The following is a 22,312-nucleotide window of genomic DNA, read 5'->3' as shown; positions in this document are numbered from 1 at the left end:
AACAAAACTGTGCTGCGCAATAATCTCCTACAGCTAAATGACCCACGTCACACATATACGTTCATGAAGGGCGTCTACATGACCACAACCAACAATTCCGTCAGGGCACAGGACGTTGTCGCCAGCGATAACACCAGTGCAGACGACGGCCTGCAGCGCGGCATGAAATCGCGCCACCTGCAAATGATCGCCTTCGGCTCATGCATCGGCACGGGCCTCTTCTTGGGCTCCGGTGCCTCCATCCAGGAGGCCGGTCCCGGCGTTATCGCCGCCTACGCCATCGGCGGCTTCATCATCTTCCTCATCATGCGCATGCTCGGTGAGATGGCCGTGGAGCACCCCGTCGCCGGCTCCTTCAGCGCCTACGCCCGCGAGTACATCGGCCCTATTGCCGGCTTTGTCACCGGCTGGAACTGGTGGTTTACCACCATCGTCGTCGGCATGGTGGAGCTCACCGCCGCGGGCACCATCATGGACTTCTGGTTCCCCGGTATCCCGCACTGGCTCACCGCCCTCGTCGCGCTCGTCATCGTCACCGCCATCAACCTGGTGCACGTCGGGGCCTTTGCCGAGGCGGAGTTCTGGCTCTCCCTCATCAAGGTCGTCGCACTCATCCTCATGATCGTCGTCGGCGCGGCCATCGTCTTCGGCCTTACCCCGGAGCCCGCCCTCGGCTTGAGCAATATCACCGAGCACGGAGGCTTCTTCCCTAACGGTGCCGCCGGTGTGCTCTTCTCCCTCGTCGCGGTGATTTTCTCCTTCGGCGGCATCATCTCCATCGGCACCGCCGCAGGCGAGGCGCAGGATCCCGCCAAGAGCCTGCCCAAGGCCATCAACAACGTGATCTGGCGCATTCTCATCTTCTACGTCGGCGGCATCGGCATCATCGTGCTGCTCGCTCCGTGGAACGAACTGGATACCTCCACCTCGCCCTTCGTGCGCGCGCTGAGCACCCTGGGCATTAGTGCCGCGGCCACGGGCCTTAACCTCATCGTGCTCGTCGCCGCCGTCTCCGTGTTCAACACCATGACCTTCTCCGGCGCGCGTATGTTGCGGGATCTCTCCCGCGGCGGCCAAGCCCCGCCCTTCTTCAACTCCGTCAGCGCCAAGGGCGTTCCGGTTCGCGCTCTGCTTTTCAACGCCCTACTCATGGGCTCTGCCGTGCTGCTTAACTTCCTCTTCGAGGGCAAGATCCTGATTGTTCTCCTCGCCATCATCGTTGGTGCGGAGCTCATCTCCTGGTCCGCCATTGCCGTAGCACACCTGAACTTCCGCAAGCGCTGCCCGGACGCGGCCTTCCGTGCGCCCCTCTACCCCATTGCCAACTACCTGTGCTTGGCCTTCTTCGCGCTCGTCATCGTTTTGATGTTCATGTTGCCGGACTACCGCACCGGCGCCATTGTCCTACCCTGTTGGATTGTGACCTTGGCCCTCATCTGGCTGGGCAAGAAGCGCCACGACGCCCGAAACAAATAGAAAGGACTTCCTCATGCAGACCACCATTGGTGATTTCATCCTGGACCGCCTCAAGGCCATCGGCATTACTGAAATCATCGGTGTGCCCGGTGACTTCAACCTGAGCTTCCTCGAGCAGATCGAGGCCTCCGAGGGCATCCGCTTCGTCGGCGCTTGCAACGAGCTCAACGCCGCTTATGCCGCCGACGGCTATGCCCGCCAGAAAGGCGTGGGCTGCCTGCTCACCACCTATGGCGTGGGCGAGCTTTCCGCCCTCAACGGCATCGCGGGTGCACGTGCCGAGCACGTCCCGCTGGTGTCGCTGGCGGGCGCGCCGCCGCAGTATGCGACCGAGTTCCGCTGGAACCTGCACCACTCGCTTGCCGACGGCGACTTTGCCAACATGCTGGATTCCTTTGCACCCTTCACCGAGGTGGCCACGCGTGTGTCCCCCATGAACGTGGTCGAGGAATTCGACCGTGCCCTGCACACCTGCCTGCGCGAGAAGCGCCCGGTGCACATCCAGATTCCTTCCGATATCACGCACCTGAGCATCGAGGTCCCCGACGAGCCTTTCTCCACCGAGCTCGCCCCCTCCGATCCGGAGCGCCTGAACGCCGCTGCGGATTACGTGCTGGAGCACCTCGCGAAGGCCAAGGACCCGATCATCCTCATCGACCAGGACACCAACCGCCACGGTTTCACTGAGAAATTCCGCGCCATCATCGACAAGGCCCAGCTGCCCTACTCCCAGCTCTCCTCCGGCAAGGCCATCTTGTCCGAGCGCCACCCGCTCTTCATCGGCACCTATAACGGCGCGGCCTCGGCGCCGGGCGTGCAGGAGCGCATTGAAAAGTCCGACTTCCTGGTCACCACGAACCCGCGCTTCATCGAGGTCAACTCCGGTTCTTTCACCCACAACCTGGCCGATGCCCGCGTCTATAACTTCGGCGACCAGCACCTCAACGCCGACGGCGAGTACTTCGTGGGCATTAATACGCTGGAGCTTCTCGACGTCCTCCTCGACCGCATCCCGGAAGCTGGGGCATCGACAAGCGCGGCTTTCGAGCCCGAGCCCTTCGAGCCGAACCCGGATGCCCCGCTGACCCAGGAGCGCATCTGGCCGCAGATGCTCGGCTTCATCCAGGAAGATGACGTGGTCATCGCCGAGGCCGGCACCTCCAATATCGGTCTGGGCCAGCAGCGCATGCCCGAGGGCGTGCAGTACATCAACTCCACCATCTGGGGTTCCATCGGCTTTACCCTGCCGTGCGTGCTGGGCTCGCAGCTGGCTAACCCGGAGCGCCGCCACGTCCTCTTCATCGGTGATGGCTCCTTCCAACTCACCGCCCAGGAGCTCTCCACCATCGTGCGCCAGGACCTCAAGCCCATCATCGTGCTGGTCAACAACGATGGCTACACCATCGAGCGCTACATCCTGGGCATGGAGCGCGAGTACAACGAGATCCAAATGTGGGATTACACGGCTCTGCCGAAGGTGTTCATGAAGGACACCACGATGGAGTCCTACGTGGCCTCGACCGAGGGCGAATTGGCCAAGGCCCTGGAGGATATCGCCGCCCACCCGGAGCGCGGCGCCTTCCTTGAGGTGCGCCTCGACGCTTTCGACGCGCCGAAGGGACTTCAGGCCTTCGGCCCGCAAACTGCAGATTTCGACTTCGGGCCCCGCGGCCCCCGCAACGCCTAAGGTGGAGAACATGATTCGACCAGACCTTTCCTCCCTGCCCGTCTACGTCCCCGGCAAGAATGCCGAGCACGCCTTGAAGCTCTCCTCCAACGAGGCAACCCAGGAGCCGCTGCCCGGCGCGCTCAAGGCCATGGAGACTGCCGTCGCGCACGTCAACCGCTACCCGGACATGGGTGCGGTGGAAATCCGCAAGGCACTCGCCGAAAACCTTGGCGTTAGCCCTGAGCAGGTCACCACCGGCGCGGGTTCCTCCGCCATTTGCCAGCAGCTGGTGCAGATCACCTCGGTGCCCGGTGATGAGATTGTCTTCCCCTGGCGCTCCTTTGAGGCTTATCCCATCTTCGCGCAGGTCGTGGGCGCCACCCCGGTCAAGGTTCCGCTCACCGCGGACCACCGCGTGGACTTGGAGGCCATGGCGGCTGCCATCACGGACAAGACCCGCCTGATCTTCGTATGCAACCCGAATAACCCCACCGGTTCCATCATCACCAAGGAGGAGTTCGACGCCTTCCTGGCCAAGGTCCCGAAGGACGTCATCGTGGCGCTCGATGAGGCCTACATCGAATACAACCGCAACGAGGCCGTCCCGCTGGCCACCGACTATGTCCACACCCACGACAACGTCATTGGCCTGCGCACCTTCTCCAAGGCCTATGGCCTGGCCGGCATCCGTTTGGGCTATGCCTTCGGCAACGCCAAGATCATCGAGGCCTTAAGCAAGGTGGCCATCCCGTTCTCCGTGAACTCGGTGGCGCAGGTTGGTGCAGCGGCCTCGCTGGCCGCTCAGAAGGAGCTGCGTGAGCGCACCGATGAGACCGTTAAGCAGCGCGACCGCCTGGTCAAGCACTTCGCAGACTTTGGCGTTCCGGAGTCCCAGGCCAACCACATCTGGTTCGCCGCCGACAGCATTGCGAAGCTGGGCTCCCCGCAGGAGGTCGCCGCACAGCTCGCCGAGAATGACGTCCTCGTCCGTGCCTTCCCCGAGGGCGTGCGCATTTCCGTCACCACGGCGGAGGAGACCGAGACGCTGCTCAAGGCCTGGGACGCGGCCTTCGGTGCGCAGGGCTAGTTTCCGCGTTAGAGTGCAGTTGTGAAGACATTTATCAATTTTGCACTCAACGTCATTGCCGTCGCGGTGGCCTTCTGGGCCGTGGTAGCGATTGTCCCCGGAATCGACATCGTTCCCGCTACTACCCAGAACTTCTTGCTCATCGCGGCGGTCTTCATCATCGTCAACGAGGTCGTCACCCCGGTGCTCCGCTTCCTCGGCGCACCGCTGACCTGCCTGACACTGGGCCTCTTCGCGCTCGTCATCAACGGCGCGGTCCTGCTCCTCGTCAGCGCGCTGATGGACTCACTCGTCATCGACGGCTGGGGCGCTGCCATCATCGGCGCGATTGTCCTCGCGATTGTCTCAAGCGTGGTGAACTTCTTCACCAGCCCGCTGCGAACTCGACACTAACCGCCGGCAAAAGGCGGGAGGACGTCGACGCGGGAAGCGTCGGCAAGCACGGCGTCTTCCTTTGCGCTCGCGCCATCCACCAGGAAGGTGCAGCGCTCCAGCACCTCCGCAAAGCTCATGCCGGCCTCGGTGCTACCGGTATGCCGAGCACGCAACACGTCCAGCAACTCCCCCAGCGTCGCCGCCTGCGCCGTGTCCTGCGCGCGCCCCGCGGCGGCGCGGGCTGCGGCAAAGTAGTGTATATCAACCATGGTTGCCACTATGCCAGCCTCCGTGACAGGAAGGAACTCGATGCGCACTTATGAGGAACACCTCGCCGCCGTTCGCGCGGCCCTTCCGCAGCCCCGGGTGGTGTCCACTCCCCTGGCCAACGCCTTCGGGCGCCGTGCCGCCGCGACGTACCGCGCGGAGCACAACCTTCCGCCTTTCGATAATTCGCAGATGGATGGCTATGCGCTTTCCACATGTGACGGCGGCACCTTCACCGTCGGCCGCACCATTGCGGCGGGTGATCCCCCGGGCTCACTCGAGCAAGGCACCGCCCTCCCCATCATGACCGGCGCGAAGGTCCCTGAGGGCACCGCCACCATCGTTCCCGTCGAGCACTGCGAGCCCCCGCACTTCACGGAAGAGGGCGCCACGGTCACCGTGCCGGCAACCCCTGAGCAGTTCATCCGCCGTGCGGGCTCCGACGTCACGGTCGGCACAACCCTCATCAATGAGCACGCGCTTCTCGACGCCCCCTCCATCGCCACCCTCGCCTCCCAAGGCCTGGCCGAGGTCCTCACCTTCGCGCCCGCCCGCATCCTCATCTGCACCGGTGGTGCGGAAATCGGTGGCGCGGGCGAGGCCACCATCCCCGATTCCAATGCGCCCATGCTCGCGGCCTTGGCCGCGCAATATGGCATCGAGGTGGCCGGCTTCGTGCGCACGAATGACGATCCTTCTGCCCTGCGCGCGGACCTCGCCGAGGCCGTCATTACCCACCGCCCCGATGTCATCGTCACCTCAGGCGGTATCTCCCACGGAAAGTTTGAGGTCATCCGCCAAATCTTTGAAGAGGACGGCTGGTTCGGCCACGTGGCGCAGCAGCCCGGTGGCCCGCAGGGCCTGTCGCGTTTGGGCGAGGTGCCCGTTGTCTGCTTCCCCGGCAACCCCATCTCCACGCTGGTAAGCTTCCGCCTCTACTTGGCACCCGTTATCGGCCGCGCTCCCGCTCCATTTTGCGCACGCCTTACTGAGCACGCCGAAGGCTTGGAGGGCCGCGAGCAGTTCCGCCGTGGCACCCTAGCTATCTCCGACGGCACCGCCCAAGCCTCCTTTCTCGGCGGTACTAGCTCCCATCTGATGTCCCAGGCCATCGGCGCCACTGCCCTTATTCGTATCCCCGCCGGCGCACAGCTTTCAGCCGGCGACCTCGTGGAGGTGTTCCCACTCTCATGACCCGACGCGCACTCGTTATCGTTGCCTCGACCCGCGCCGCCGCCGGTGAATACGAAGACCGCTCCGGCCCTATCTTGGTGAACTTCCTCCGTGAGCAGGGCTTCGATACTCCGGAGCCCGTCGTCGTCGCGGACGCCGACATCGACCCAGCCCTCGCCACTGCCTTCGCCGATGCCCCCTCCGTCATCCTCACTTCCGGCGGCACCGGCATCACACCGGATGACCGCACCGTCGAAGCGCTCACCCCACACCTCGAGCGCGAACTGCCCGGCCTGGCCCATGCCTTCTACGCGCACTCGGCGGCCATCCCCACCGCGGCACTCTCCCGCACGGTTGCCGGAGTCACCGGGTCCACTTTCGCCATGGCCCTGCCCGGCTCCACGGGTGCGGCCAAGGACGGCTGCGCCGTCCTCGAACCAGTTCTTAACCACATCATCAACCAGCTGGAAGGCATCAATGAGCACTAACGCCGGTCTCCTCGGCGCACACATCAGCGCTGAGCCCATCACCGCCCCCGACATCGCCACCGCGGAAACAGGTGCTGTCGTTTTATTCGACGGCATCGTGCGCAACCACGACTCCGGCCGCGGTGTGAAACTCCTTACCTACACCGCGCACCCCTCAGCCCAGCAGGAAATTGAGCGCGTCGCCGGCGAAGTCGCCGCCGCTTTCCCCGCCGTCCGCCTCTGGTGCGCGCACCGGACTGGAACACTAGAAATCGGCGAATCCGCTTTCATCGTCGCCGCCGCCTCCGCGCATCGCAAGGATGCCTTCGAAGCAGCGTCGACCTGCGCCGACCGCGTCAAGGCGGAAGTCCCCATCTGGAAAGAACAGCTGCACACCGATGACACCACCACGTGGGTAGGCCTGGAATGAGTTCACGCTACGCACGCCAGGAAGCCCTCTGGGGACCCTCCACTCAGCAACGGCTTCGCTCTTCCACCGTCGCCGTCATCGGTGCCGGCGGCTTGGGCTCGCCTGCCCTGCTTTACCTTGCAGGGGCGGGAGTGGGCCACATCCTGCTTTTCGACGACGACCTCGTCTCCCTCTCCAACCTGCACCGCCAAGTCATCCACACCACCGCGACCGTAGGCCAGCCCAAAACCGAATCCGCCGCCGCGGCCTTGAACGCCCTCAACCCGGAGTGCACCGTCGAGGAGTTCTCGCGCCTCACGCCCGATACCGCCTTAGAGCAACTGCGCGGCGCTGACCTCATCATCGACGGAACCGATAACTTCTACTCCCGTCACCTAGCCTCCTGGGCCGCCCATGAGCTGGGCATTCCGCACGTGTGGGCCTCGCTCCTAGGCTACGACGCGCAGCTCACCGTCTTCCATTCCGGCCACGGCCCGGTCTACGAGGACCTCTTCCCCACCGATCCGCAGGTGCCCTCCTGCTCGCAGGCCGGCGTGATGGGACCGGTCGTCGGCGTCGCCGGCTCCGCCCTGGCCGTCGAAGCGCTCAAGCTCCTCACGGGCATCGGCACCCCGCTCATCGGCACACTGGGCTACTACGATTCCCTCGCCGGGACCTGGGAGTACATCCCCGTGCGCGCGAACGGCGCCACCCCGGCGCGCCCCGACAACCCCACGGACATCCGCGTCATCCCGGAGGACGCCACGCTTATCGACGTCCGCACCTCCCCCGAGCGCGCCGCCTCCCTCATCCCCGGCTCGCAGCACCTTCCGCTCGATGAGATCCTCGCTGGCCACAACCCGCCCCTAGACCTCGCCGACCTCGCCGTCCTCTACTGCGCCAGCGGCCTGCGCTCCGCCCAGGCCGTCGAGGCCCTGCGCGCCCGCGGCTTCAGCAACGTCTACTCGCTGCGCGGCGGCATCGACGCCTGGCAAGAGCACATCTCCGGGCTTGAGGCCGAGGCCGACGCCGAGGCGATTTAGAGACCATTTCTCTTGAAGAACTAGAGGCTGAATGTGGCGTGGAAGATTAGCTTCACGCCACGCGGTGCGAAAGCCTTCCGAAAGCTAGCCAGGCCAACACAGAAGAGAGTCAGCAGGTTTCTTCGCGAAGTCTACGATTAATCAGCCAGCGGGTCAGTTCCGCCGAGCTTCATTTCGAAACGCTCGTAGTCCTCTAGGTTCGCAAAGTGCCGCGAGTAAAGATCGCAATCGCGGTCTACATAACCATAGAGGGCTGGCGCGACATCCACGATGTGCCGTACCTTCACATCCTCACCATCGGCCTGCTCGTTCGCCATCGCTTCAACGCGTTCTCGAGCCTTCTCGTCCGACTCCGCATACACAATATAAAAGTCCTCGCGGAAGAAGCTTTGGGGAGATGAACTGGACTTTTTAGCAAGTTCCATCACGACAATTCCAACATAAGGTTCCATTGCCAGCTACTGTCCTTTCCGGTTCTTGGTCAGCTTGGGCTCGACCCTACCTGCTCACCCAGACCATGTAACGCGGAAAACTCAGCCGGTCGCCCTTTAAGCACATCTCCAATGAAGACCCATTCCGCGCCCACGGCTTCAGCAACGTCTACTCGCTGCGCGTCGGCATCGACGCCTGGCACGACCACAACGACACATAGCCCGCACTCTTGCTCAGTCTCCTCTGCTCACATGGCATCTTGTAAAAGGCATCAACCAGAAGGCGTTTTCAGAGCCAAAAACGCCTTTTACCCCCGCGCAAATGGCGTTTTAATCCCAAAGATGCCTTTTGACAGATGCCATTTGCCAGACGCCTTTCGCAGAGGTCCTCGGCCGGTCGCCTTGTAAACTTACTGGCATGAGAAGCCGCCAGTATTACGTCGCTACCGCTGTGGTGTGTGCTCTCACGCTGGTGTACATGCTGCTGCGCTGGGACTCAGTGCCCGATCCCATCCCGGTCCACTTCGATGTCTCGGGCACCCCGGACCGCTTCGAGCCAAAGTCTTTCCTCAACGCAACGGTCCTGGTGTGGATCGGCATCGTGTTCGCCATTGCGCTGCCGCTGTGCGTGCCGCCAATCTCGCTGGCTCGAAAAACAATGGATGTACCGGCAGAGTCAGCTCTTCCGTTCTCCGAGGCCACGGCACAGCGCGCGGAGCTGCTCACTGGAAAGACCTCCACGTTCATTGCCCAGACAGTCCTCACCATGACGGCCTGCGTGTGCCTCACTGCGGTCTGCACCGTCATTCCGGATATCCCCTTCTCGGGCTTTCTCCTCGTGGCCGCGTGGATAGCCTTCACCGTGTTCGTCATGATTCAGGGCGTCCGGTTAACGCTGACATCTGCGAAGGCTGTGAAAGCCATACCCACCGACCATGAAGAACAAATTCGCAACGAAGCACTTCGTTTTGCCGGCAGCATGGGCATCTACAACGAGCCCACCGACCCCATGTGCATGGCAGTCTTTTCCACGAATTCTTCGAAGCTGCAGATCAACACCGCGCACGAACCGGGCCGGCGCTACCTGTGGCGCATGGGCATCGCCCTTAGCGCATCCATAGCATTCTGCGTGCTCATCGCCGTACTCTAGATGCATGGAGCACCTGTTTGAGCGCGCACAGTCGATCCTTTCTGATGCCACCCACGTTGAGGTTTTCACCGGCGCGGGCATGAGCGCGGATAGCGGCATCGCCACGTACCGCGATGCGCAGACGGGCATCTGGGAGAACGTGGATCCGGTTGCGATGGCGTCGATAAGCGCATGGCGTAGCGAGCCTGAGCCCATGTTCGCCTGGTACTTGTGGCGCGCACAGCTTGCGCAGCGGGCCGAGCCCAACGCCGGGCACCGCGCGATTGCTGCCGCACGCGGCATGACGGTGACCACGCAAAACATCGATAACCTGCACGAGCGCGCCGGAAGCCAAGACGTAGTTCACCTGCACGGCTCCTTGTTTGCCTTCCGCTGCACCGACTGCGATACCCCGTATGACGAGGACATCGCGCTCCCAACTAAGCCAGTTGAGTCCATCACGCCACCCGAATGCCCCATGTGCGGCGGGCTCGTACGCCCGGGCGTGGTGTGGTTCGGCGAAGCCCTGCCCGACGACGAATGGGCTGAGGCCGAGCGCCGCATGTCCACCGCGGACGCGCTGCTCATCGTGGGTACCTCCGGCGTGGTCTACCCCGCCGCCGGCCTGCCACAGATTGCCCACGCACGCGGCATCCCCATCGTGGAAGTCACCCCACAGCCCACCGACCTCTCGCCGCTTGCCAGCATCGTGGTCACCGCCACCGCAGCGGAGGCGCTACCTCGCATCCTGGCGGGGCGAATCAGTAGTGATAGCGAGCCTGCAGGATCCTAAGCTCGCCGTCTTCGACTAGATAGACAATCCTGTGCTCGTCCGTGATTCGCCGCGACCACGCATTCGGAATTCCGTACTTTAACGGTTCCGGTTTTCCGATTCCTTCAAAAGGGTCCCGCATCATGTCCTTCAAGAGTTGGTTGACCCGCTTGAGGACTTTCCGATCCTTGCGCTCCCAGTACAGGTAGTCATCCCACGCATGCGGGGTCCATGACAAAAGCATTTACGCATCCAGATTGATGTCGTGTTCTTCCGCTTTTCCACTAAGCGCTTGCTCGTAAGACTCCAATAGCCGGCGAGCATTAGCTGGAGATCGGAAAAGGTAAGCAGTCTCCACCCACGCCGAATAGTCGTCCGCTGACATCAACACAGCATTCCCATTGCGAGAGACGATCTCTACGGCATCCCTATCCTGATTTACCTTCTCAATCAGGGGGAAAAGAGTACGGCGAGCTTCCGAAGCACTAATCGACATGTCCAACCTCCACGTTGTGGTACAACAATACGGTACCAGAACACTTGTAAGGTGCTCTGTTCGTCGCTACAATCTTTTCCTCCTCCAAAGGAGATGAATCCATGCTCTACCTTGTTCCAGGAGCCTTAGCGGGAATCGTCTTTTATGTCATTCTCACAGCAGTGAGCTGGGCCATCGGGAAAGCCTGGCCACAACGACGTCTAGGCGCACATAGCCGGTTAGCCATCCACTGCCTTGCCGCAGTTGCATTTTCAATTTTTCTCGCCTTGCCTGGCGGCGGAAACTGGGCCACCCACCTGCAGATCAGCGGGTTCCTACTAGTGGGATGCGTTCTGAGCTGGGTGACTGCAGCGATGAACAACGGAGACAATGCCTGACGCCGTAGAGCGATAACTTCGCTTAATCGTCATTCCTCACATCCCTAATGGATACAAACCCTGTGAGTTGTTCTCCGGGGAGGCATAAGGGCTTCTTCCCTACATTTTCTCTTCGCTCATTAACGGAGAAAACGAATTGAGCGAACTGGGGAACAATCTGTACCGATGGAAAAAGCTCCCTTAATTGGTGAGTAATACGCCATCCCGCGTCGTACCATCGAAATCTATCGAATTGGTCCTTCCAACGCGGACGCTGGCGAAAGCTATCGGGTTTCTCGAGGAAATTCTGCTGAAACTCCTCCGTCCACTCAAGGATTTCGCGTCCCAGATCGGACTCAATTCCTAAGTCTTCAGGAAGATAGAATCCGATTCTATTGGCCCCAGAAACTATGAGTTCTTTAGACGGCCACAGCGAGCTTGGGTGGCTGTACTCTGGGCGGAGGAATATTTGCCGATTGGCCATGGAACTAGAATAGCCCAGCGCCACTGCTAAAAATACGAAAGCTTTTGGCGGAGGCGGCGGGATTTGAACCCGCGGTGAGTTTCCCCACGCTGGTTTTCAAGACCAGTGCATTCGGCCGCTCTGCCACGCCTCCTCGTCACGCGTCAGCATGCACCGCGCGCGACACGTTCAGAGTACTAGACTCCGCCGCGGGAGAAGAATTCGCCTCATCACGTTGTGCAAAGCGCCCGACACAACCTACCGAAAACCATTGCCGCACGCACCTTGCTCTGGTTTACTCGGGCCCATGCAGACAGTCGATTCCCTCATCATCGGCGGTGGCGCAGCCGGCCTTCAGGCAGCGCTGGTCATGGTCCGCGCCCGCCGCAGTGTCCTCGTTGTTGATTCCGCCACTCCCCGCAACCGCTTCGCCCACGAAATCCACGGTGTCATCGCCCTCGAGGGCACGCCACCCCTTGAGTTCCAGGAGCGCGGCAAAGAGCAGCTGCGCAGCTACGGCGTAACAATCGCGAACGCCACCGTAGATTCCGTTACCGATAATGACCGCACGCTCACCGCCACGTTGAGCAACGGGGAGACCGTCGCGGCCCGCTCCATCATCGTCGCCAGCGGCGTGGACGACGTACATCCAAACATCCCGGGCCTCGAAGAAAACTGGGGAGATACAGTCCTTCACTGTCCTTATTGCCACGGGTTCGAGGTGGCGGACAAGAAGCTCGGCGTTCTCTGCATCGGCGAGTTCTCCCTGCACCATGCGGCACTCCTGCGCCAGTGGTCCAAGGACATCACCTTCTTCACCAACGGCATGGAGCTCACCGAGGAGCAGCGCGCGGACCTGACTCGGCGGGGCATTGCGCTTGTCGACGGCCCCGTCACCTCCTTCCAAGATGGAAAGGTCCTGGTTGGAGACAGCGAACATGCCGTCGATGCGCTGTTTTACATGCCCATTCCCCGCCCACACGATGAGTTCCTCACTGACCTCAACCTTGAGCGCCACAGCCCGCCGGCTGCGATGGGCGGAAGCCTCATCAAGGTGGGCCCAGCCGGTGTCACCAGCCACCCGCGCATCTGGGCCGTGGGCAACGTGGTTAACCCTCCAGCACAGGTGGCGGTAGCGATGGGCGAGGCCAACGCCGCAGCCATCGCGGTCAACGCGTTTCTCGTCGAGGATGATTGGACTTAAGTACGGTGGTGTGGCATGAAAGCCATCATTCAGACCAATCTGGAAGACCCACACTCGCTGGAGTTGGGGGAGACCAATAAACCACAACTCCAAGACGGCGAAGTCCTCGTTAAAGTCAAAGCCGCCGGCGTAAACCGCGCCGATCTGCTCCAGGCCCGCGGGCACTACCCGCCGCCGCCGGGCGCTTCGGAGATTATCGGCCTCGAAGTCGCAGGCGAAGTCGTCGACGCAGGCGACACCGACATCGAGGTTGGATCCAAGGTCGGCGCACTGCTGGCCGGCGGCGGCTACGCCGAATACGTCGCCGTACCGCAAGGCCAGCTGCTGCCCATCCCCAGCGGCTATTCCTTTGCCGAGGCCGCATCCGTCATCGAGGTGGCCTGCACCGTGTGGTCGAACATCGCGATGGAGGCGAAACTAAATAAGGGCCAGACCATCCTCATCCACGGCGGCGCGGGCGGCATTGGCACCTTCGCCATCCAGGTGGCGAAAAACCTCGGCGCCACCGTCGCGGTGACGGCTGGCTCGGACGAAAAGCTCGAGACCTGCAAGGAACTCGGCGCGGATATCCTCATCAACTACAACGAGCAGGACTTCGCCGAGGAACTGAAGAACCAGTGCGATGTCATCCTCGACATCATGGGTGCGAAGTACCTCAAAAAGAACCTCATCGCGCTAGCTAAGGGCGGCCACATGGTCACCATCGGCATGCAGGGCGGCACAAAGGCCGAGCTCAACATGGGCATCCTCCTTAACAAGCGCCTGACCCTGCAGGGCACCACGCTGCGCTCCCGCTCGCTGGAGGGCAAGGCCGCCATCGTTGCGGATACCGTTAAGAACGTCTGGCCTTGGCTGGAGAACGGCAGCGTCAAGCACCATTTGCACGCTACCTACGCGCTTGCCGACGCCTCCGAAGCCCACCAAGCCCTCGACTCCGGCGAGGTCACGGGCAAGCTTGTCCTCGAGGTCTAAGCCAGGGACGCGACCACGCGGGTCAAGTGCTCAACGTCGTGGTACGTGCTAAACGGACTCAACGAGACCGTGACGGCACCGCCGACCTCTTCCACGCCCATCTCCGTGAGCAGCGGGGTGTGCGGGGCGATGGTAGTAACCAAGCCATTGTCGAAGAGCCGGCGGTGGATCACATCCGCAGGCACGTCGCGCACGGCGAAGGTCAGGCGCGGGAGGCGATCATCGGAGGCGTCGGCAGCCGCCTCACCCGTCACGCCCAGGATGTGAACGGCCGGCAGCGTGCCCAACAAGCTATAGAGATCCCCCGTGAGATCCTCCATGTAACCCGCGAGGGCTTCCATCGAACGCGTCAGGCGCACGCGGCGCGAACCGCGCTCCCCGCCGGCAAGTTCTGCCAGATGATCCACCAAGGGCCCAACGCCACCCGCCAAACCCGCGGAGACCGGACCAACGACAATCTCATCGAGGCGGCGGAACATCGCGGTATCGCGGAAGACCAGCGCCGCCATCTGCGGGCCACCCAGCGCGCCCACATCCACACCAAGAATGTCTGCCCCAATCGCATCAAAGTCGAGGAGACGGTAGGGGGCGATCGATGAGACGTCGACAAGCGCCCATGCGCGCGAACGCTCATGGACCGCATCAACTATGTCCGAGGCCGGCGTGACCGTGCCCAGCAGCTCGTGCGCGGCGGAAAAAGCGACGAATCGCGTCGAGCCATCAACCAGATCGGCGTACTGGAAGGCTGGGAGCTCGCCCGTACCCAAATCCGGCTGCGCCCACCGAATATCAGCACCCACGTGCTCAAACGCGCGTGTCATCTCCGGCGAATCAAAGCGGGAGAGCACCACCGAAGACTGGCGGCGCAGCAGCGGGCGCAGTGCAACGCCCAAGGACTGGTAAAGCACCGGCAAGGACGGGCCCAGGATGACCCGTTCCGCCGTGGCACCCGTGAGATCCGCCACCGCCCGGCGCGCGGAGGCATACATGTCTGCCGCGTGGAGCTCCCCCGGATCGTTGTGCGCCGAGTGCGCACCCACGGCGTCCTCCAGCGGCTTCACCGTGGCGGACATGCGGAAAGAACGGGCAACACCAGAGGCCACGCGCTCCGCAATCTGCGGCGCGGCATGCGCGTTCAGGTAGGTCCAACCATCGGACAGACCAGTGTAAAGACCTCGCACGCTGGCGACGTCATACTGTTCCGTCATGCTTCAACCCTTCCTTCCGATGCGGATGAACGCCCCCTACTCTATACGCCCCACCTGAATCTTTCCTAACCCTCGGTTTTCCCAGCTCGCCCGTGTTTTCCCAGGTTACGGGCGTGTGTGTAGGTGTTTGTGGGACGTGCGCGCTAGGGTGAAGGGCGTGCAAGACAAGAAAAACCTGCGTGACGACGTCGCCCGCATGACCTCCGCGCCTGCACCCGGCGAGGAGCCGGCCTCGCGTTCCATGACCATGTCGGCGGCCTTCGCCGATCTCCTGCAAGGCGCTCGCCAGCGCGAGCTGTGGTTCAAGCTGGGCATCCAAGACATCAAGCAGCGCTACCGCCGCTCGGTGCTGGGTCCGTTCTGGATCACCATCGCGACCGGCGTGATGGCCGCGGCGCTTGGCCTGCTGTACTCCATGCTCTTCCAGATCCCCGTGGCGGAGTTCCTGCCCCACGTGACCGTGGGCCTGATTATGTGGAACTTCATTTCGGGCGCCATCAAAGAAGGCTCGACGGTCTTCATCGACAACGAGGGCCTAATCAAACAGCTGCCCGCGCCACTGTCGGTGCACGTCTACCGCTTGGTCTGGCGGCAAACCCTCTTCTTGGGCCACAACCTCATCATCTGGCTGCTGCTCATTCTTATCTTCCCGCGCCACCTAGGCTGGGAGTTCTTCCTGTTCATCCCGGCGTTAGGACTCTTCCTGGTCAACGGCGTGTGGGTCGCCATGTTCTTCGGTATCATTGCCACCCGCTTCCGTGACGTTGCCCCGCTGCTGGAGGCTCTAACCCAGCTGCTCTTCTACGTCACGCCTATCGTGTGGATGACCAACACCCTGAAGGAGCAAGGAGGCGCTGTAGCCAGCCGCGCGCGCATCGCTGAGATCAACCCGCTGTATCACTACATGGAGATCATCCGCGCCCCCATGATTGGTGAACCCGTCGCCGGCTATCACTGGCTCATCGTCATTGGCTGTACCGTCGCCGGCCTGCTCATCGCCGGCCTGGCCATGCGGCAGTGGCGCTTCCGCGTCTCCTACTGGGTCTAGAAAGGATCGTCCATGGTTTCCATTGATACGTATAACGCTTGCGTGGACTTTCCCATCTTTGATGCCAAGTCCCGCTCTCTCAAGAAGGCGATGCTCTCCACGGCCGGTGGCTCCATTGGCAAGAATGACCAGAACGTGGTCATGGTGGAAGCACTCAAGGACATCAACCTCCACCTGCGCGAGGGCGATCGCGTCGGCCTCGTCGGCCACAACGGCGCGGGCAAAACAACCTTGCTGCGCCTGCTCTCCGGCATCTACGAGCCCACCCGCGGCGCCGCCGATGTCCGCGGGCGCGTGGCCCCCGTCTTCGACCTCGGCGTGGGCATGGACCCGGAGGTCTCCGGCTACGACAACATCATCATCCGCGGCCTCTTCCTGGGCCAGACCATCAAGCAGATGAAGGCCAAGATGGATGAGATCGCGGAATTCTCTGAGCTGGGTGATTACCTCTCCATGCCGCTACGCACCTACTCCACCGGTATGCGCGTGCGCCTAGCGCTGGGCGTGGTGACCTCCATTGAGCCGGAGATCCTGCTTCTCGACGAAGGCATTGGCGCCGTCGACGCCGCCTTCATGGCCAAGGCCCGCGTCCGTCTTCAGGACCTGGTGAAGCGCTCCGGCATCCTGGTCTTTGCCTCCCACTCCAATGACTTCCTGGCCCAGCTGTGCGATACCGCCCTGTGGATCGACCACGGCCAGATTCGCTCGGTGGGCGAGGTCTCCGAGGTCGTCGGCGAGTACGAAGGCCCTGAGGTGGGCCAGTACGTGCGGGACTTGCGCAAGCGCTTCGACAACGAGGAGAACGCCTAGCCACTGCGTTTGTTGTCACTGCCATACTGCGCATCAATCATCCACGTTCCGCGCTGTCGGAAGGCCGGGATGGTACCCCGCGCCGCCTTATTGGCGGCCGCGGACCCAGAAACTCCATTAGCCTTTGCCCATTCCGACAAGCGAATTACCTTCGGCGCGGTCATGAGCGTGATGCGCTTGTGTAGGGACTCGACGAGTTGCTGCGCGATGAGCGTGCTCAGCGCAGAGAAGTCCCCACTAACTGGGTAGCCACGGAACACAGGGTAATAGTGGCGCTCTTTTCCCTTGTTCGGAATGATGATGGGCGGTGCCCCTAGCTCCAAGAGCTGTTGATTGATAATGACGCGCCCGATGCGCCCATTGCCGTCTGAAAAAGGATGAATGGTTTCAAATTCCGCATGAAACCGCGCGATTCGGTCAACAAAGAAGCTAGTGTCCTCGTAGTATTCGGCAATGGCTGTGTCCACCAGCCTGTCCACGTATTCAGAGTTGGCTCCCATATGAGCGCCCACGCGAACCCACTCCCCCCTTCGACGAAAGCACCCCGCCCAGTCGTCATTGATGCCGCGAAGCAACACGCCATGCAGTCGCAGAATGAGGTTTGCATCGAGCTTACCGACGCCCCGAATAAGTTCCTCAGTCACGTCCGCCAGGTTTGTGGCCTCAAAGACTTCCCGTAAATCGTGCGCTCTGGCGGTGAACCCCGCCAAGATGTTCTCGGTGTCCTCCAAAGTCAGCGTGGAATTCTCAATGGCGTTCGAGTTATACACTGACTCCGCCACCTCTGCGCGTGCTATCTCTGCAATGGCCTCGGAGTTGTCCTCCCGCAACGCTGCATATTGATCAAGAAGAGCGTCAATTTTTGAGGCGGTCCGCGCGTTAAGCATGCCAATATTATACAAGTATCCGTGAAAACGAGTCGATACTCTCCCATTTTCACGAATGATTCGTCACACTGCGAAGTTTGCTCCCAGAAGCTCGCGCAGTTCCTCACTCATCCCGGCCACAATCACTTCCGGCCCCGGCTGGTAATCCTCTTTGCTCAGCACGGCCTTGTTGCCTTCGATGGTGTAGCCCAGCTTGCGCGATACAGCCTGCGACGCCTCGTTCCCCGGCTCCCATTCTGAGCGCAGCCGGCGCGCACCCAGGTATTCAAAACAAAAGACCGCAACGGCATGGCGGACCTGCGTACCAATGCCGCGGCCCTGAAGGCGGTGGTAGATCCACGATCCGGTTACGACCTCATGGTTATCGGGAAAATTCTTTGCCCGCAGATCCACTGAGCCTATGACTTCACCATCAAGATGCACTCCGAAGTCGAGCGACCATTCTTCCGGGGACATCTGCGCGCGGTGCGCCCACCGGAAACCTGGATCAGGCTTCTGCTTCAACCACGGAAACGTGTAATCCGGTAGCGGCTCACCAAAAATCTCGGCGGCAGTGACACCATGAATCGCAGCGATGTCGTTATCACGCAGCACCCGCAGGGTCAGGTCACCCACGTGGATGGAAACTCGAAAGGGAGCCCACATTTCTTCAACGCTTCGTACGGTCATAAGGTCACTCTACTGTGTGCGGAACTCGTCAATGGGCCCATGCGCTGGAAGAATGCATACCCCTGTATGGGTGAATCACGATAGATACTTTTTCTATTTGCTCTTTTTCTTAGTTCCTTTCAAGCTAAAATTGTCGCGAGCCTGAATCACAGGCACCGTTCTCTCTTAACTCTAAGGAGCCCTATCATGAAGCGTTTCGCTGCTGGCGTTGTTGCCGCCGCTACCGCACTGTCCCTGTCCACTGGTGTTGCCTCTGCTGCAACTAACTCCGATGACGTCCAGGTAGCCACGGGAGTTCTTGACCTTCTCGGCGCCGCTGCTGCCAATGGTGTTTCTGATCCGCATGAGGGTTCCTCAGACATCAGCTCTAAGGCTCAAGGTGGAGAATGGTCGACCAACTCCTCCAAGGACTGGTTCAAATTCTACGGCTCTTCCTACGACAACGATCTCAAGCAGGGCTACGCTGCTGGCACCACCGCAGACATCCTCTGGGGCGTTGGCATCGCCGCTGCCGTCCTCGGCGCTGCTTACACCGCAGTTCAGAACGGCCTCATCCCGGGCGTTTCCCTTCCGTTCTAATTTGAACGCATCAAGCTTTTAGCTTTGAAGCTCTAGCTCCAGCCCTTTGAGGGCTGGAGCTTTTCCATATCGCATACCTTTTAGCCTTCACTTCTTTATCATTTTCTTTACTTTCACTTTCTCTACCTTTCTTCCAAGGAGTACCTCCATGAAGCGTTTCACCGCCGCTGCCGTTGCTGCCACCACTGCACTGTCCCTGTCCATCGCCCCGGCTACTGCTGCTGAGAAGGGGTCTTCTGAGGTCTCCGAGGCCGAGGTCTTTGGCTACATTCTGAAGCAAGGGGCTAAGGAACTCGTCGGCGGTGACGGCTTCGCTTCCTCCGTGGATTACGGCATTGAGAAGGGCGCTGAAGCTATCAGCAGCAAGGGCAGCAGCGAGGGCAGCAGCTCCCCTGAAGAAATCAAGGAAGGACTTGAGACTGCCGGCTCCGCCAAGGACGTGGCCATGTCTTCCCTGAAGAATGACACCGCCAAGGAATACCCGGTGGGCACCACCGCTGAGATCCTCGTTGGCACCTCCATCGCCGCGATTGTGCTGGGCCTCATTGCTGGTGTTGTCAATGCTGTGAACTCCGGTCTCATCAAGATTCCGGGCTTCAACGCCTAAACCTCTGCCACCTCCATGTCACGCACCTGAGCGCCACATGCGGGTGGCACAATAGAACCCATGACTGCCACCCTGTCCCAGGCCGGAAAAACGGCCGCTGTGATCGTCACCCACCAGCGCGTGGAGCTGCTGCGCGCCTCCCTTGAGCAGGTGGTGAACCAGACGCACCCGGTGCAATGGGTCATCGTGGTGGATAACGGTGCGGAAGCAGCAGTGGAGGAGCTCCTCCACGAACTGGCCGGTGAGCGCGGCGTCTACGTGCCTTCTGAAACCAATCTGGGCGGTGCGGGAGGCTTCGCGTTGGGATTCCTGACGGCTCTGGCCCTGGGCGCGGATGCGGTGTGGTGTGCGGATGATGACGGACGGCCCGCCGACCACCAGGTGCTAGAGGAGCTCTACCGTGTTGCGGAAAACCACGCACTCCACGAAGTCTCCCCCGCCGTGTGCAATATCAATGAGCCCGCCAAGCTGGCCTTCCCACTGCGCCAGGGCCTGGTGTGGCGGCGCTACATGAACGAGCTGGAGGGTGACTTCCTCCCCGGCATCGCCTCCCTCTTCAACGGCGCGCTCATCTCCGCAGAAGCCATGGAGATCATCGGCGTGCCTGACTACCGTCTGTTCATTCGTGGCGATGAGGTGGAATACCACCGCCGCCTGGTCAACTCGGGCCTCAACTTCGGCACCGCGCTGACCACAAGCTACCTGCACCCGGATGGCTCCGATGAGTTCAAGCCCATCCTCAGCGGAAAGATGCACACGCAGTACCCGGAGGGCGAGTTCAAGCGCTTCTTTACCTACCGCAACCGCGGCTACCTTCTGTGGCAGCGCGGCATGCGCAAGCTGCTGCCGCAAGAATTCGCGCGGTTTGGCTGGTTCTTCATCGTGCAGCAGCATGACGTGAAGGGCTTTATGGAGTGGCTGCGCCTGCACAACCGCGGACGCAAGGAAGACTTCCGCCGGCCCTAAACCTCAAAGGACTTGCGCGTGCTGCGGAAGATCACCCACCGCTGCACAAAGAAGTTGATAAGCGTTGCCGTGCCCTGGGCAATCACGAAAGCGACCGCCAGCGCCCAGGACGAAGGCCAGTCCAGCGTGTGATCAAAGAAGGGGAAAGCCCAGCGATACAGCACAATGTTGATCGCATAGGTCATGGCGTAGGTGGCAAACACGGCAGCAAAGCGGCGCTTCGATGCCCGCGCGTTGAAGGTCCACCGCCGGTTCAATAAATAAGCCACGAAGGTGCCGGCGGCAAAGCCTACGGTCCGCGAGGCCACATCGCCAAACAGACCTAAACCAATTTGAAAGAGCCAGGTCAGGGAGACGTCGATAAGCGCGGCAATGGCTCCCGTGATCGCGAACTTCGCGCCCTGCGCCTGCAGGGAATTCGACCGTGAGAGGCGTTCGGCGCGACCAGCCATGGTTACTTTCCTTTGAAGATGAAGGCACGTTGAATGGCGAAGTTGGTCACCGTGGCAACGCCTTGTGCGATGACGAAGGCGATGGTGTCCTTGACCGCGCCTTCAAAGCCCAAGCTGATCAGTGGGGCGTTAAGTACCCAATACAGGAAATTCTGTACTGCAAAGGTGGACAGGTACAGCAAGCCCACGGCACCGGCGGTGCGGCCGGAAACCTGGGCACCAAAAGTCCACCGGGCATTGGCCACATAGGCGGCGATGGTGCCGAAGACCCAGCCAATCGCCTTCGCCAGGGAGCGATGCAGACCCAAATAAGTAAGGAAGAGGGTCAGGCCATAATCAATCGCGGCGGTGAAAACACCGACGGACACGAAGCGCACGAGTTGGGTCTTCATGCTAGAGGTAGGTTCAGTCACGGCGAGATACTTTACCCGCGGATAAGGGCGCGGTAAATGTCCAGGCGGTCCACGGGCGCGACGGCATCTTCACCATAGGCGCCGAGGGATGACAAAACCTTAAGCGAAGCCGAACACAGCTCCCGAATTTCCGGGCCGCGCAGCTCCTCGCCGCCATCGTCGACCCAGCCCAGCGCCGCCATGGCGGTCTCTACGACGGAATCAGTCAACTCGCGCCCGCCCATGCAGGACAATGCCAGAGCCATGGACCAAAAAGCATCCTTGCCCTCATTCGTCACCTCGCGCGGCAAGGTGCGCAGCTGGCGGTACGCCTGAGCATCAATGCTTACCTCACGCTTCAGATCCAGTGCTTGAAGGAGCGGAACGAAGTCGTAGAGACGGGTTCTCTCAATCAGCGCGCGGACGGGACTAATGACAAGATCCAACACCTCATCGATGGTTTCCTGGCCCGTGAGCTCCGCATTCACGGCGGTGAGATCAAAGGGAGTCTGGAAAGAACCGGAACCGCCCACGCACAGGGCCTCCGGCGTCCCGCTATCGCGCGGGTAGGTCTCCACCACAACGATTTCGAAGTCCCACAGCCCCCAGGCGTAATCAACCTGCTCGCCTTCGCGGCTCAAGAATTCGCGCACGGTGTGGCTCGGATCGATGCGCTGGCCGCGGGCATCTGTGTGCTCAAAGAAGTGCCACGGTGAATCCTCTTGCGGCAGCCCGAAGCAGATTTCAAGAATGTGGTGGAGCTCTTCCAACGTGAGCGCGTCAGAGAAACCGATCTGGCGGTGAACCTCTGCTTCTGCGCGAACATTGGATACCTGACACAGGAGGGTTTCACCACGATTGGCGCGGACCTGCGCCAAATCTGTGACCTGTGAGCTCATGTGCCC

General features: G+C 61.4%; 28 protein-coding genes and 1 tRNA gene. 18 read left to right on the top strand and 11 right to left on the bottom strand.

Annotated features, from left to right (window positions below; genetic code table 11):
- Nucleotides 1-78: 78 nt before the first annotated feature.
- Genes HMPREF2760_RS00515 through HMPREF2760_RS00500 form a run of 4 tightly spaced genes read left to right on the top strand, consistent with a single transcriptional unit; the run spans nucleotide 79 to nucleotide 4,625 of the window.
- On the top strand, nucleotides 79-1,476 hold the full coding sequence (locus HMPREF2760_RS00515; protein ID WP_083304456.1) for an amino acid permease: 1,398 nt from the start codon (nucleotides 79-81) through the stop codon (nucleotides 1,474-1,476).
- Nucleotides 1,477-1,489: 13 nt separating this feature from the next.
- A complete protein-coding gene (locus HMPREF2760_RS00510) occupies nucleotides 1,490-3,163 on the top strand; it encodes an alpha-keto acid decarboxylase family protein (protein WP_070596316.1) in 1,674 nt (557 codons plus the stop codon).
- A gap of 10 nt (nucleotides 3,164-3,173) precedes the next feature.
- Entirely contained in the window at nucleotides 3,174-4,232 is a 1,059-nt protein-coding gene (gene hisC / locus HMPREF2760_RS00505; RefSeq protein WP_070596313.1) for a histidinol-phosphate transaminase, read from the top strand.
- 21 nt (nucleotides 4,233-4,253) lie between these two features.
- A complete protein-coding gene (locus HMPREF2760_RS00500; RefSeq protein ID WP_070596311.1) occupies nucleotides 4,254-4,625 on the top strand; it encodes a phage holin family protein in 372 nt (123 codons plus the stop codon).
- Here HMPREF2760_RS00500 and HMPREF2760_RS00495 read toward each other — a convergent pair.
- Nucleotides 4,622-4,876: a MoaD/ThiS family protein gene (locus HMPREF2760_RS00495; RefSeq protein ID WP_070524618.1), complete on the bottom strand. Its 255-nt coding sequence runs from the start codon at nucleotides 4,874-4,876 to the stop codon at nucleotides 4,622-4,624. The genes HMPREF2760_RS00500 and HMPREF2760_RS00495 overlap by 4 nt on opposite strands.
- A 40-nt stretch (nucleotides 4,877-4,916) precedes the next feature.
- Between HMPREF2760_RS00495 and HMPREF2760_RS00490 the strand changes: the two genes are divergently transcribed.
- Genes HMPREF2760_RS00490 through HMPREF2760_RS00475 form a run of 4 tightly spaced genes read left to right on the top strand, consistent with a single transcriptional unit; the run spans nucleotide 4,917 to nucleotide 7,966 of the window.
- Nucleotides 4,917-6,068, top strand: coding sequence for a molybdopterin molybdotransferase MoeA (locus tag HMPREF2760_RS00490; RefSeq protein WP_070596309.1), 1,152 nt, complete (start codon nucleotides 4,917-4,919; stop codon nucleotides 6,066-6,068).
- Nucleotides 6,065-6,535, top strand: a complete 471-nt coding sequence (locus tag HMPREF2760_RS00485; RefSeq protein ID WP_070596307.1) for a MogA/MoaB family molybdenum cofactor biosynthesis protein — start codon at nucleotides 6,065-6,067, stop codon at nucleotides 6,533-6,535. The genes HMPREF2760_RS00490 and HMPREF2760_RS00485 overlap by 4 nt, the downstream gene beginning before the upstream one ends.
- On the top strand, nucleotides 6,525-6,944 hold the full coding sequence (locus HMPREF2760_RS00480) for a molybdenum cofactor biosynthesis protein MoaE (protein ID WP_070596305.1): 420 nt from the start codon (nucleotides 6,525-6,527) through the stop codon (nucleotides 6,942-6,944). Before HMPREF2760_RS00485 ends, HMPREF2760_RS00480 begins: the two co-directional genes overlap by 11 nt.
- Nucleotides 6,941-7,966 carry a ThiF family adenylyltransferase gene (locus HMPREF2760_RS00475; protein ID WP_070596303.1) on the top strand — a complete coding sequence of 342 codons (1,026 nt, stop codon included), beginning with the start codon at nucleotides 6,941-6,943 and terminating at the stop codon, nucleotides 7,964-7,966. The genes HMPREF2760_RS00480 and HMPREF2760_RS00475 overlap by 4 nt, the downstream gene beginning before the upstream one ends.
- Before the next feature lie 137 nt (nucleotides 7,967-8,103).
- Here HMPREF2760_RS00475 and HMPREF2760_RS00470 read toward each other — a convergent pair whose 3' ends face one another.
- Nucleotides 8,104-8,418: a DUF4288 domain-containing protein gene (locus HMPREF2760_RS00470; RefSeq protein WP_070596302.1), complete on the bottom strand. Its 315-nt coding sequence runs from the start codon at nucleotides 8,416-8,418 to the stop codon at nucleotides 8,104-8,106.
- Nucleotides 8,419-8,815: 397 nt separating this feature from the next.
- Here HMPREF2760_RS00470 and HMPREF2760_RS00465 point away from each other — a divergent pair, with 397 nt between their 5' ends.
- Both HMPREF2760_RS00465 and HMPREF2760_RS00460 read left to right on the top strand, forming a co-directional pair.
- Nucleotides 8,816-9,547, top strand: coding sequence for a DUF1648 domain-containing protein (locus HMPREF2760_RS00465; protein WP_070596295.1), 732 nt, complete (start codon nucleotides 8,816-8,818; stop codon nucleotides 9,545-9,547).
- 4 nt (nucleotides 9,548-9,551) lie between these two features.
- A complete protein-coding gene (locus HMPREF2760_RS00460; protein WP_070596293.1) occupies nucleotides 9,552-10,319 on the top strand; it encodes an NAD-dependent deacylase in 768 nt (255 codons plus the stop codon).
- On the opposite strand, the gene HMPREF2760_RS00455 is transcribed toward HMPREF2760_RS00460, so the two are convergent.
- Both HMPREF2760_RS00455 and HMPREF2760_RS00450 read right to left on the bottom strand, forming a co-directional pair.
- Nucleotides 10,288-10,542 carry a Txe/YoeB family addiction module toxin gene (locus HMPREF2760_RS00455; RefSeq protein WP_070596290.1) on the bottom strand — a complete coding sequence of 85 codons (255 nt, stop codon included), beginning with the start codon at nucleotides 10,540-10,542 and terminating at the stop codon, nucleotides 10,288-10,290. The genes HMPREF2760_RS00460 and HMPREF2760_RS00455 overlap by 32 nt on opposite strands.
- Entirely contained in the window at nucleotides 10,543-10,794 is a 252-nt protein-coding gene (locus tag HMPREF2760_RS00450; RefSeq protein WP_070596289.1) for a type II toxin-antitoxin system Phd/YefM family antitoxin, read from the bottom strand.
- Between the two features lie 101 nt (nucleotides 10,795-10,895).
- Between HMPREF2760_RS00450 and HMPREF2760_RS00445 the strand changes: the two genes are divergently transcribed.
- Complete coding sequence (locus HMPREF2760_RS00445) at nucleotides 10,896-11,171, top strand: hypothetical protein (RefSeq protein WP_070596287.1); 276 nt, start codon at nucleotides 10,896-10,898, stop codon at nucleotides 11,169-11,171.
- 508 nt (nucleotides 11,172-11,679) lie between these two features.
- Here HMPREF2760_RS00445 and HMPREF2760_RS00435 read toward each other — a convergent pair.
- Nucleotides 11,680-11,767: transfer RNA gene (locus HMPREF2760_RS00435), tRNA-Ser, on the bottom strand.
- Nucleotides 11,768-11,920: 153 nt separating this feature from the next.
- On the opposite strand from HMPREF2760_RS00435, the gene HMPREF2760_RS00430 reads away from it, so the two are divergent.
- Nucleotides 11,921-12,817 carry an NAD(P)/FAD-dependent oxidoreductase gene (locus HMPREF2760_RS00430; protein ID WP_070596285.1) on the top strand — a complete coding sequence of 299 codons (897 nt, stop codon included), beginning with the start codon at nucleotides 11,921-11,923 and terminating at the stop codon, nucleotides 12,815-12,817.
- Nucleotides 12,818-12,832: 15 nt separating this feature from the next.
- On the top strand, nucleotides 12,833-13,789 hold the full coding sequence (locus tag HMPREF2760_RS00425) for an NAD(P)H-quinone oxidoreductase (RefSeq protein ID WP_070596283.1): 957 nt from the start codon (nucleotides 12,833-12,835) through the stop codon (nucleotides 13,787-13,789).
- Here HMPREF2760_RS00425 and HMPREF2760_RS00420 read toward each other — a convergent pair.
- A complete protein-coding gene (locus HMPREF2760_RS00420; protein WP_070520243.1) occupies nucleotides 13,786-14,997 on the bottom strand; it encodes an aminotransferase class V-fold PLP-dependent enzyme in 1,212 nt (403 codons plus the stop codon). The two genes, HMPREF2760_RS00425 and HMPREF2760_RS00420, sit on opposite strands and share 4 nt — an antisense overlap.
- A gap of 196 nt (nucleotides 14,998-15,193) precedes the next feature.
- Here HMPREF2760_RS00420 and HMPREF2760_RS00415 point away from each other — a divergent pair, with 196 nt between their 5' ends.
- Both HMPREF2760_RS00415 and HMPREF2760_RS00410 read left to right on the top strand, forming a co-directional pair.
- Nucleotides 15,194-16,045 carry a galactan export ABC transporter permease subunit Wzm/RfbD gene (locus HMPREF2760_RS00415; RefSeq protein WP_070444741.1) on the top strand — a complete coding sequence of 284 codons (852 nt, stop codon included), beginning with the start codon at nucleotides 15,194-15,196 and terminating at the stop codon, nucleotides 16,043-16,045.
- Nucleotides 16,046-16,057: 12 nt separating this feature from the next.
- Nucleotides 16,058-16,855 (top strand): galactan export ABC transporter ATP-binding subunit Wzt/RfbE, encoded by a 798-nt coding sequence (locus tag HMPREF2760_RS00410; RefSeq protein ID WP_070561654.1) that lies wholly within the window; start codon nucleotides 16,058-16,060, stop codon nucleotides 16,853-16,855.
- Here HMPREF2760_RS00410 and HMPREF2760_RS00405 read toward each other — a convergent pair.
- Both HMPREF2760_RS00405 and HMPREF2760_RS00400 read right to left on the bottom strand, forming a co-directional pair.
- Entirely contained in the window at nucleotides 16,852-17,742 is an 891-nt protein-coding gene (locus tag HMPREF2760_RS00405; RefSeq protein WP_070596281.1) for a Fic family protein, read from the bottom strand. The two genes, HMPREF2760_RS00410 and HMPREF2760_RS00405, sit on opposite strands and share 4 nt — an antisense overlap.
- 63 nt (nucleotides 17,743-17,805) lie before the next feature.
- Nucleotides 17,806-18,411 carry a GNAT family N-acetyltransferase gene (locus HMPREF2760_RS00400; protein ID WP_070596279.1) on the bottom strand — a complete coding sequence of 202 codons (606 nt, stop codon included), beginning with the start codon at nucleotides 18,409-18,411 and terminating at the stop codon, nucleotides 17,806-17,808.
- Between the two features lie 186 nt (nucleotides 18,412-18,597).
- On the opposite strand from HMPREF2760_RS00400, the gene HMPREF2760_RS00395 reads away from it, so the two are divergent.
- From HMPREF2760_RS00395 to HMPREF2760_RS00385, 3 genes are all read left to right on the top strand, one after another.
- Nucleotides 18,598-18,990, top strand: a complete 393-nt coding sequence (locus HMPREF2760_RS00395; RefSeq protein ID WP_070533441.1) for a hypothetical protein — start codon at nucleotides 18,598-18,600, stop codon at nucleotides 18,988-18,990.
- Nucleotides 18,991-19,138: 148 nt separating this feature from the next.
- Nucleotides 19,139-19,597 (top strand): hypothetical protein, encoded by a 459-nt coding sequence (locus HMPREF2760_RS00390; RefSeq protein WP_070596277.1) that lies wholly within the window; start codon nucleotides 19,139-19,141, stop codon nucleotides 19,595-19,597.
- Nucleotides 19,598-19,657: 60 nt separating this feature from the next.
- Entirely contained in the window at nucleotides 19,658-20,563 is a 906-nt protein-coding gene (locus HMPREF2760_RS00385) for a galactofuranosyltransferase GlfT1 (RefSeq protein ID WP_070596275.1), read from the top strand.
- Here HMPREF2760_RS00385 and HMPREF2760_RS00380 read toward each other — a convergent pair.
- The 3 genes from HMPREF2760_RS00380 to HMPREF2760_RS00370 are packed head-to-tail and all read right to left on the bottom strand — an operon-like array spanning nucleotide 20,560 to nucleotide 22,306.
- Nucleotides 20,560-21,015, bottom strand: coding sequence for a GtrA family protein (locus HMPREF2760_RS00380; RefSeq protein ID WP_070596272.1), 456 nt, complete (start codon nucleotides 21,013-21,015; stop codon nucleotides 20,560-20,562). The two genes, HMPREF2760_RS00385 and HMPREF2760_RS00380, sit on opposite strands and share 4 nt — an antisense overlap.
- 2 nt (nucleotides 21,016-21,017) lie before the next feature.
- Nucleotides 21,018-21,407 carry a GtrA family protein gene (locus HMPREF2760_RS00375; protein ID WP_070520260.1) on the bottom strand — a complete coding sequence of 130 codons (390 nt, stop codon included), beginning with the start codon at nucleotides 21,405-21,407 and terminating at the stop codon, nucleotides 21,018-21,020.
- Nucleotides 21,408-21,439: 32 nt separating this feature from the next.
- Nucleotides 21,440-22,306, bottom strand: coding sequence for a plasmid pRiA4b ORF-3 family protein (locus tag HMPREF2760_RS00370; protein ID WP_070596270.1), 867 nt, complete (start codon nucleotides 22,304-22,306; stop codon nucleotides 21,440-21,442).
- Nucleotides 22,307-22,312: the final 6 nt, after the last annotated feature.

Source organism: Corynebacterium sp. HMSC065D07, assembly GCF_001810695.1.
GTDB classification, from domain to species: Bacteria; Actinomycetota; Actinomycetes; order Mycobacteriales; family Mycobacteriaceae; genus Corynebacterium; species Corynebacterium hesseae.
The sequence above is the reverse complement of the archived record's forward strand: the minus strand, read 5'-3'. Positions and strand labels throughout refer to the sequence as shown.

What these genes read in the sequence shown, in the direction of transcription:
- HMPREF2760_RS00515 (WP_083304456.1), top strand. Translation starts at nt 79, where the DNA reads ATGACCACAACCAACAATTCCGTCAGGGCACAGGACGTTGTCGCCAGC.
- HMPREF2760_RS00510 (WP_070596316.1), top strand. Translation starts at nt 1,490, where the DNA reads ATGCAGACCACCATTGGTGATTTCATCCTGGACCGCCTCAAGGCCATC.
- hisC (WP_070596313.1), top strand. Translation starts at nt 3,174, where the DNA reads ATGATTCGACCAGACCTTTCCTCCCTGCCCGTCTACGTCCCCGGCAAG.
- HMPREF2760_RS00495 (WP_070524618.1), bottom strand. Translation starts at nt 4,876, where the DNA reads ATGGTTGATATACACTACTTTGCCGCAGCCCGCGCCGCCGCGGGGCGC.
- HMPREF2760_RS00490 (WP_070596309.1), top strand. Translation starts at nt 4,917, where the DNA reads ATGCGCACTTATGAGGAACACCTCGCCGCCGTTCGCGCGGCCCTTCCG.
- HMPREF2760_RS00485 (WP_070596307.1), top strand. Translation starts at nt 6,065, where the DNA reads ATGACCCGACGCGCACTCGTTATCGTTGCCTCGACCCGCGCCGCCGCC.
- HMPREF2760_RS00480 (WP_070596305.1), top strand. Translation starts at nt 6,525, where the DNA reads ATGAGCACTAACGCCGGTCTCCTCGGCGCACACATCAGCGCTGAGCCC.
- HMPREF2760_RS00475 (WP_070596303.1), top strand. Translation starts at nt 6,941, where the DNA reads ATGAGTTCACGCTACGCACGCCAGGAAGCCCTCTGGGGACCCTCCACT.
- HMPREF2760_RS00470 (WP_070596302.1), bottom strand. Translation starts at nt 8,418, where the DNA reads ATGGAACCTTATGTTGGAATTGTCGTGATGGAACTTGCTAAAAAGTCC.
- HMPREF2760_RS00465 (WP_070596295.1), top strand. Translation starts at nt 8,816, where the DNA reads ATGAGAAGCCGCCAGTATTACGTCGCTACCGCTGTGGTGTGTGCTCTC.
- HMPREF2760_RS00460 (WP_070596293.1), top strand. Translation starts at nt 9,552, where the DNA reads ATGGAGCACCTGTTTGAGCGCGCACAGTCGATCCTTTCTGATGCCACC.
- HMPREF2760_RS00455 (WP_070596290.1), bottom strand. Translation starts at nt 10,542, where the DNA reads ATGCTTTTGTCATGGACCCCGCATGCGTGGGATGACTACCTGTACTGG.
- HMPREF2760_RS00450 (WP_070596289.1), bottom strand. Translation starts at nt 10,794, where the DNA reads ATGTCGATTAGTGCTTCGGAAGCTCGCCGTACTCTTTTCCCCCTGATT.
- HMPREF2760_RS00445 (WP_070596287.1), top strand. Translation starts at nt 10,896, where the DNA reads ATGCTCTACCTTGTTCCAGGAGCCTTAGCGGGAATCGTCTTTTATGTC.
- HMPREF2760_RS00430 (WP_070596285.1), top strand. Translation starts at nt 11,921, where the DNA reads ATGCAGACAGTCGATTCCCTCATCATCGGCGGTGGCGCAGCCGGCCTT.
- HMPREF2760_RS00425 (WP_070596283.1), top strand. Translation starts at nt 12,833, where the DNA reads ATGAAAGCCATCATTCAGACCAATCTGGAAGACCCACACTCGCTGGAG.
- HMPREF2760_RS00420 (WP_070520243.1), bottom strand. Translation starts at nt 14,997, where the DNA reads ATGACGGAACAGTATGACGTCGCCAGCGTGCGAGGTCTTTACACTGGT.
- HMPREF2760_RS00415 (WP_070444741.1), top strand. Translation starts at nt 15,194, where the DNA reads ATGACCTCCGCGCCTGCACCCGGCGAGGAGCCGGCCTCGCGTTCCATG.
- HMPREF2760_RS00410 (WP_070561654.1), top strand. Translation starts at nt 16,058, where the DNA reads ATGGTTTCCATTGATACGTATAACGCTTGCGTGGACTTTCCCATCTTT.
- HMPREF2760_RS00405 (WP_070596281.1), bottom strand. Translation starts at nt 17,742, where the DNA reads ATGCTTAACGCGCGGACCGCCTCAAAAATTGACGCTCTTCTTGATCAA.
- HMPREF2760_RS00400 (WP_070596279.1), bottom strand. Translation starts at nt 18,411, where the DNA reads ATGACCGTACGAAGCGTTGAAGAAATGTGGGCTCCCTTTCGAGTTTCC.
- HMPREF2760_RS00395 (WP_070533441.1), top strand. Translation starts at nt 18,598, where the DNA reads ATGAAGCGTTTCGCTGCTGGCGTTGTTGCCGCCGCTACCGCACTGTCC.
- HMPREF2760_RS00390 (WP_070596277.1), top strand. Translation starts at nt 19,139, where the DNA reads ATGAAGCGTTTCACCGCCGCTGCCGTTGCTGCCACCACTGCACTGTCC.
- HMPREF2760_RS00385 (WP_070596275.1), top strand. Translation starts at nt 19,658, where the DNA reads ATGACTGCCACCCTGTCCCAGGCCGGAAAAACGGCCGCTGTGATCGTC.
- HMPREF2760_RS00380 (WP_070596272.1), bottom strand. Translation starts at nt 21,015, where the DNA reads ATGGCTGGTCGCGCCGAACGCCTCTCACGGTCGAATTCCCTGCAGGCG.
- HMPREF2760_RS00375 (WP_070520260.1), bottom strand. Translation starts at nt 21,407, where the DNA reads ATGAAGACCCAACTCGTGCGCTTCGTGTCCGTCGGTGTTTTCACCGCC.
- HMPREF2760_RS00370 (WP_070596270.1), bottom strand. Translation starts at nt 22,306, where the DNA reads ATGAGCTCACAGGTCACAGATTTGGCGCAGGTCCGCGCCAATCGTGGT.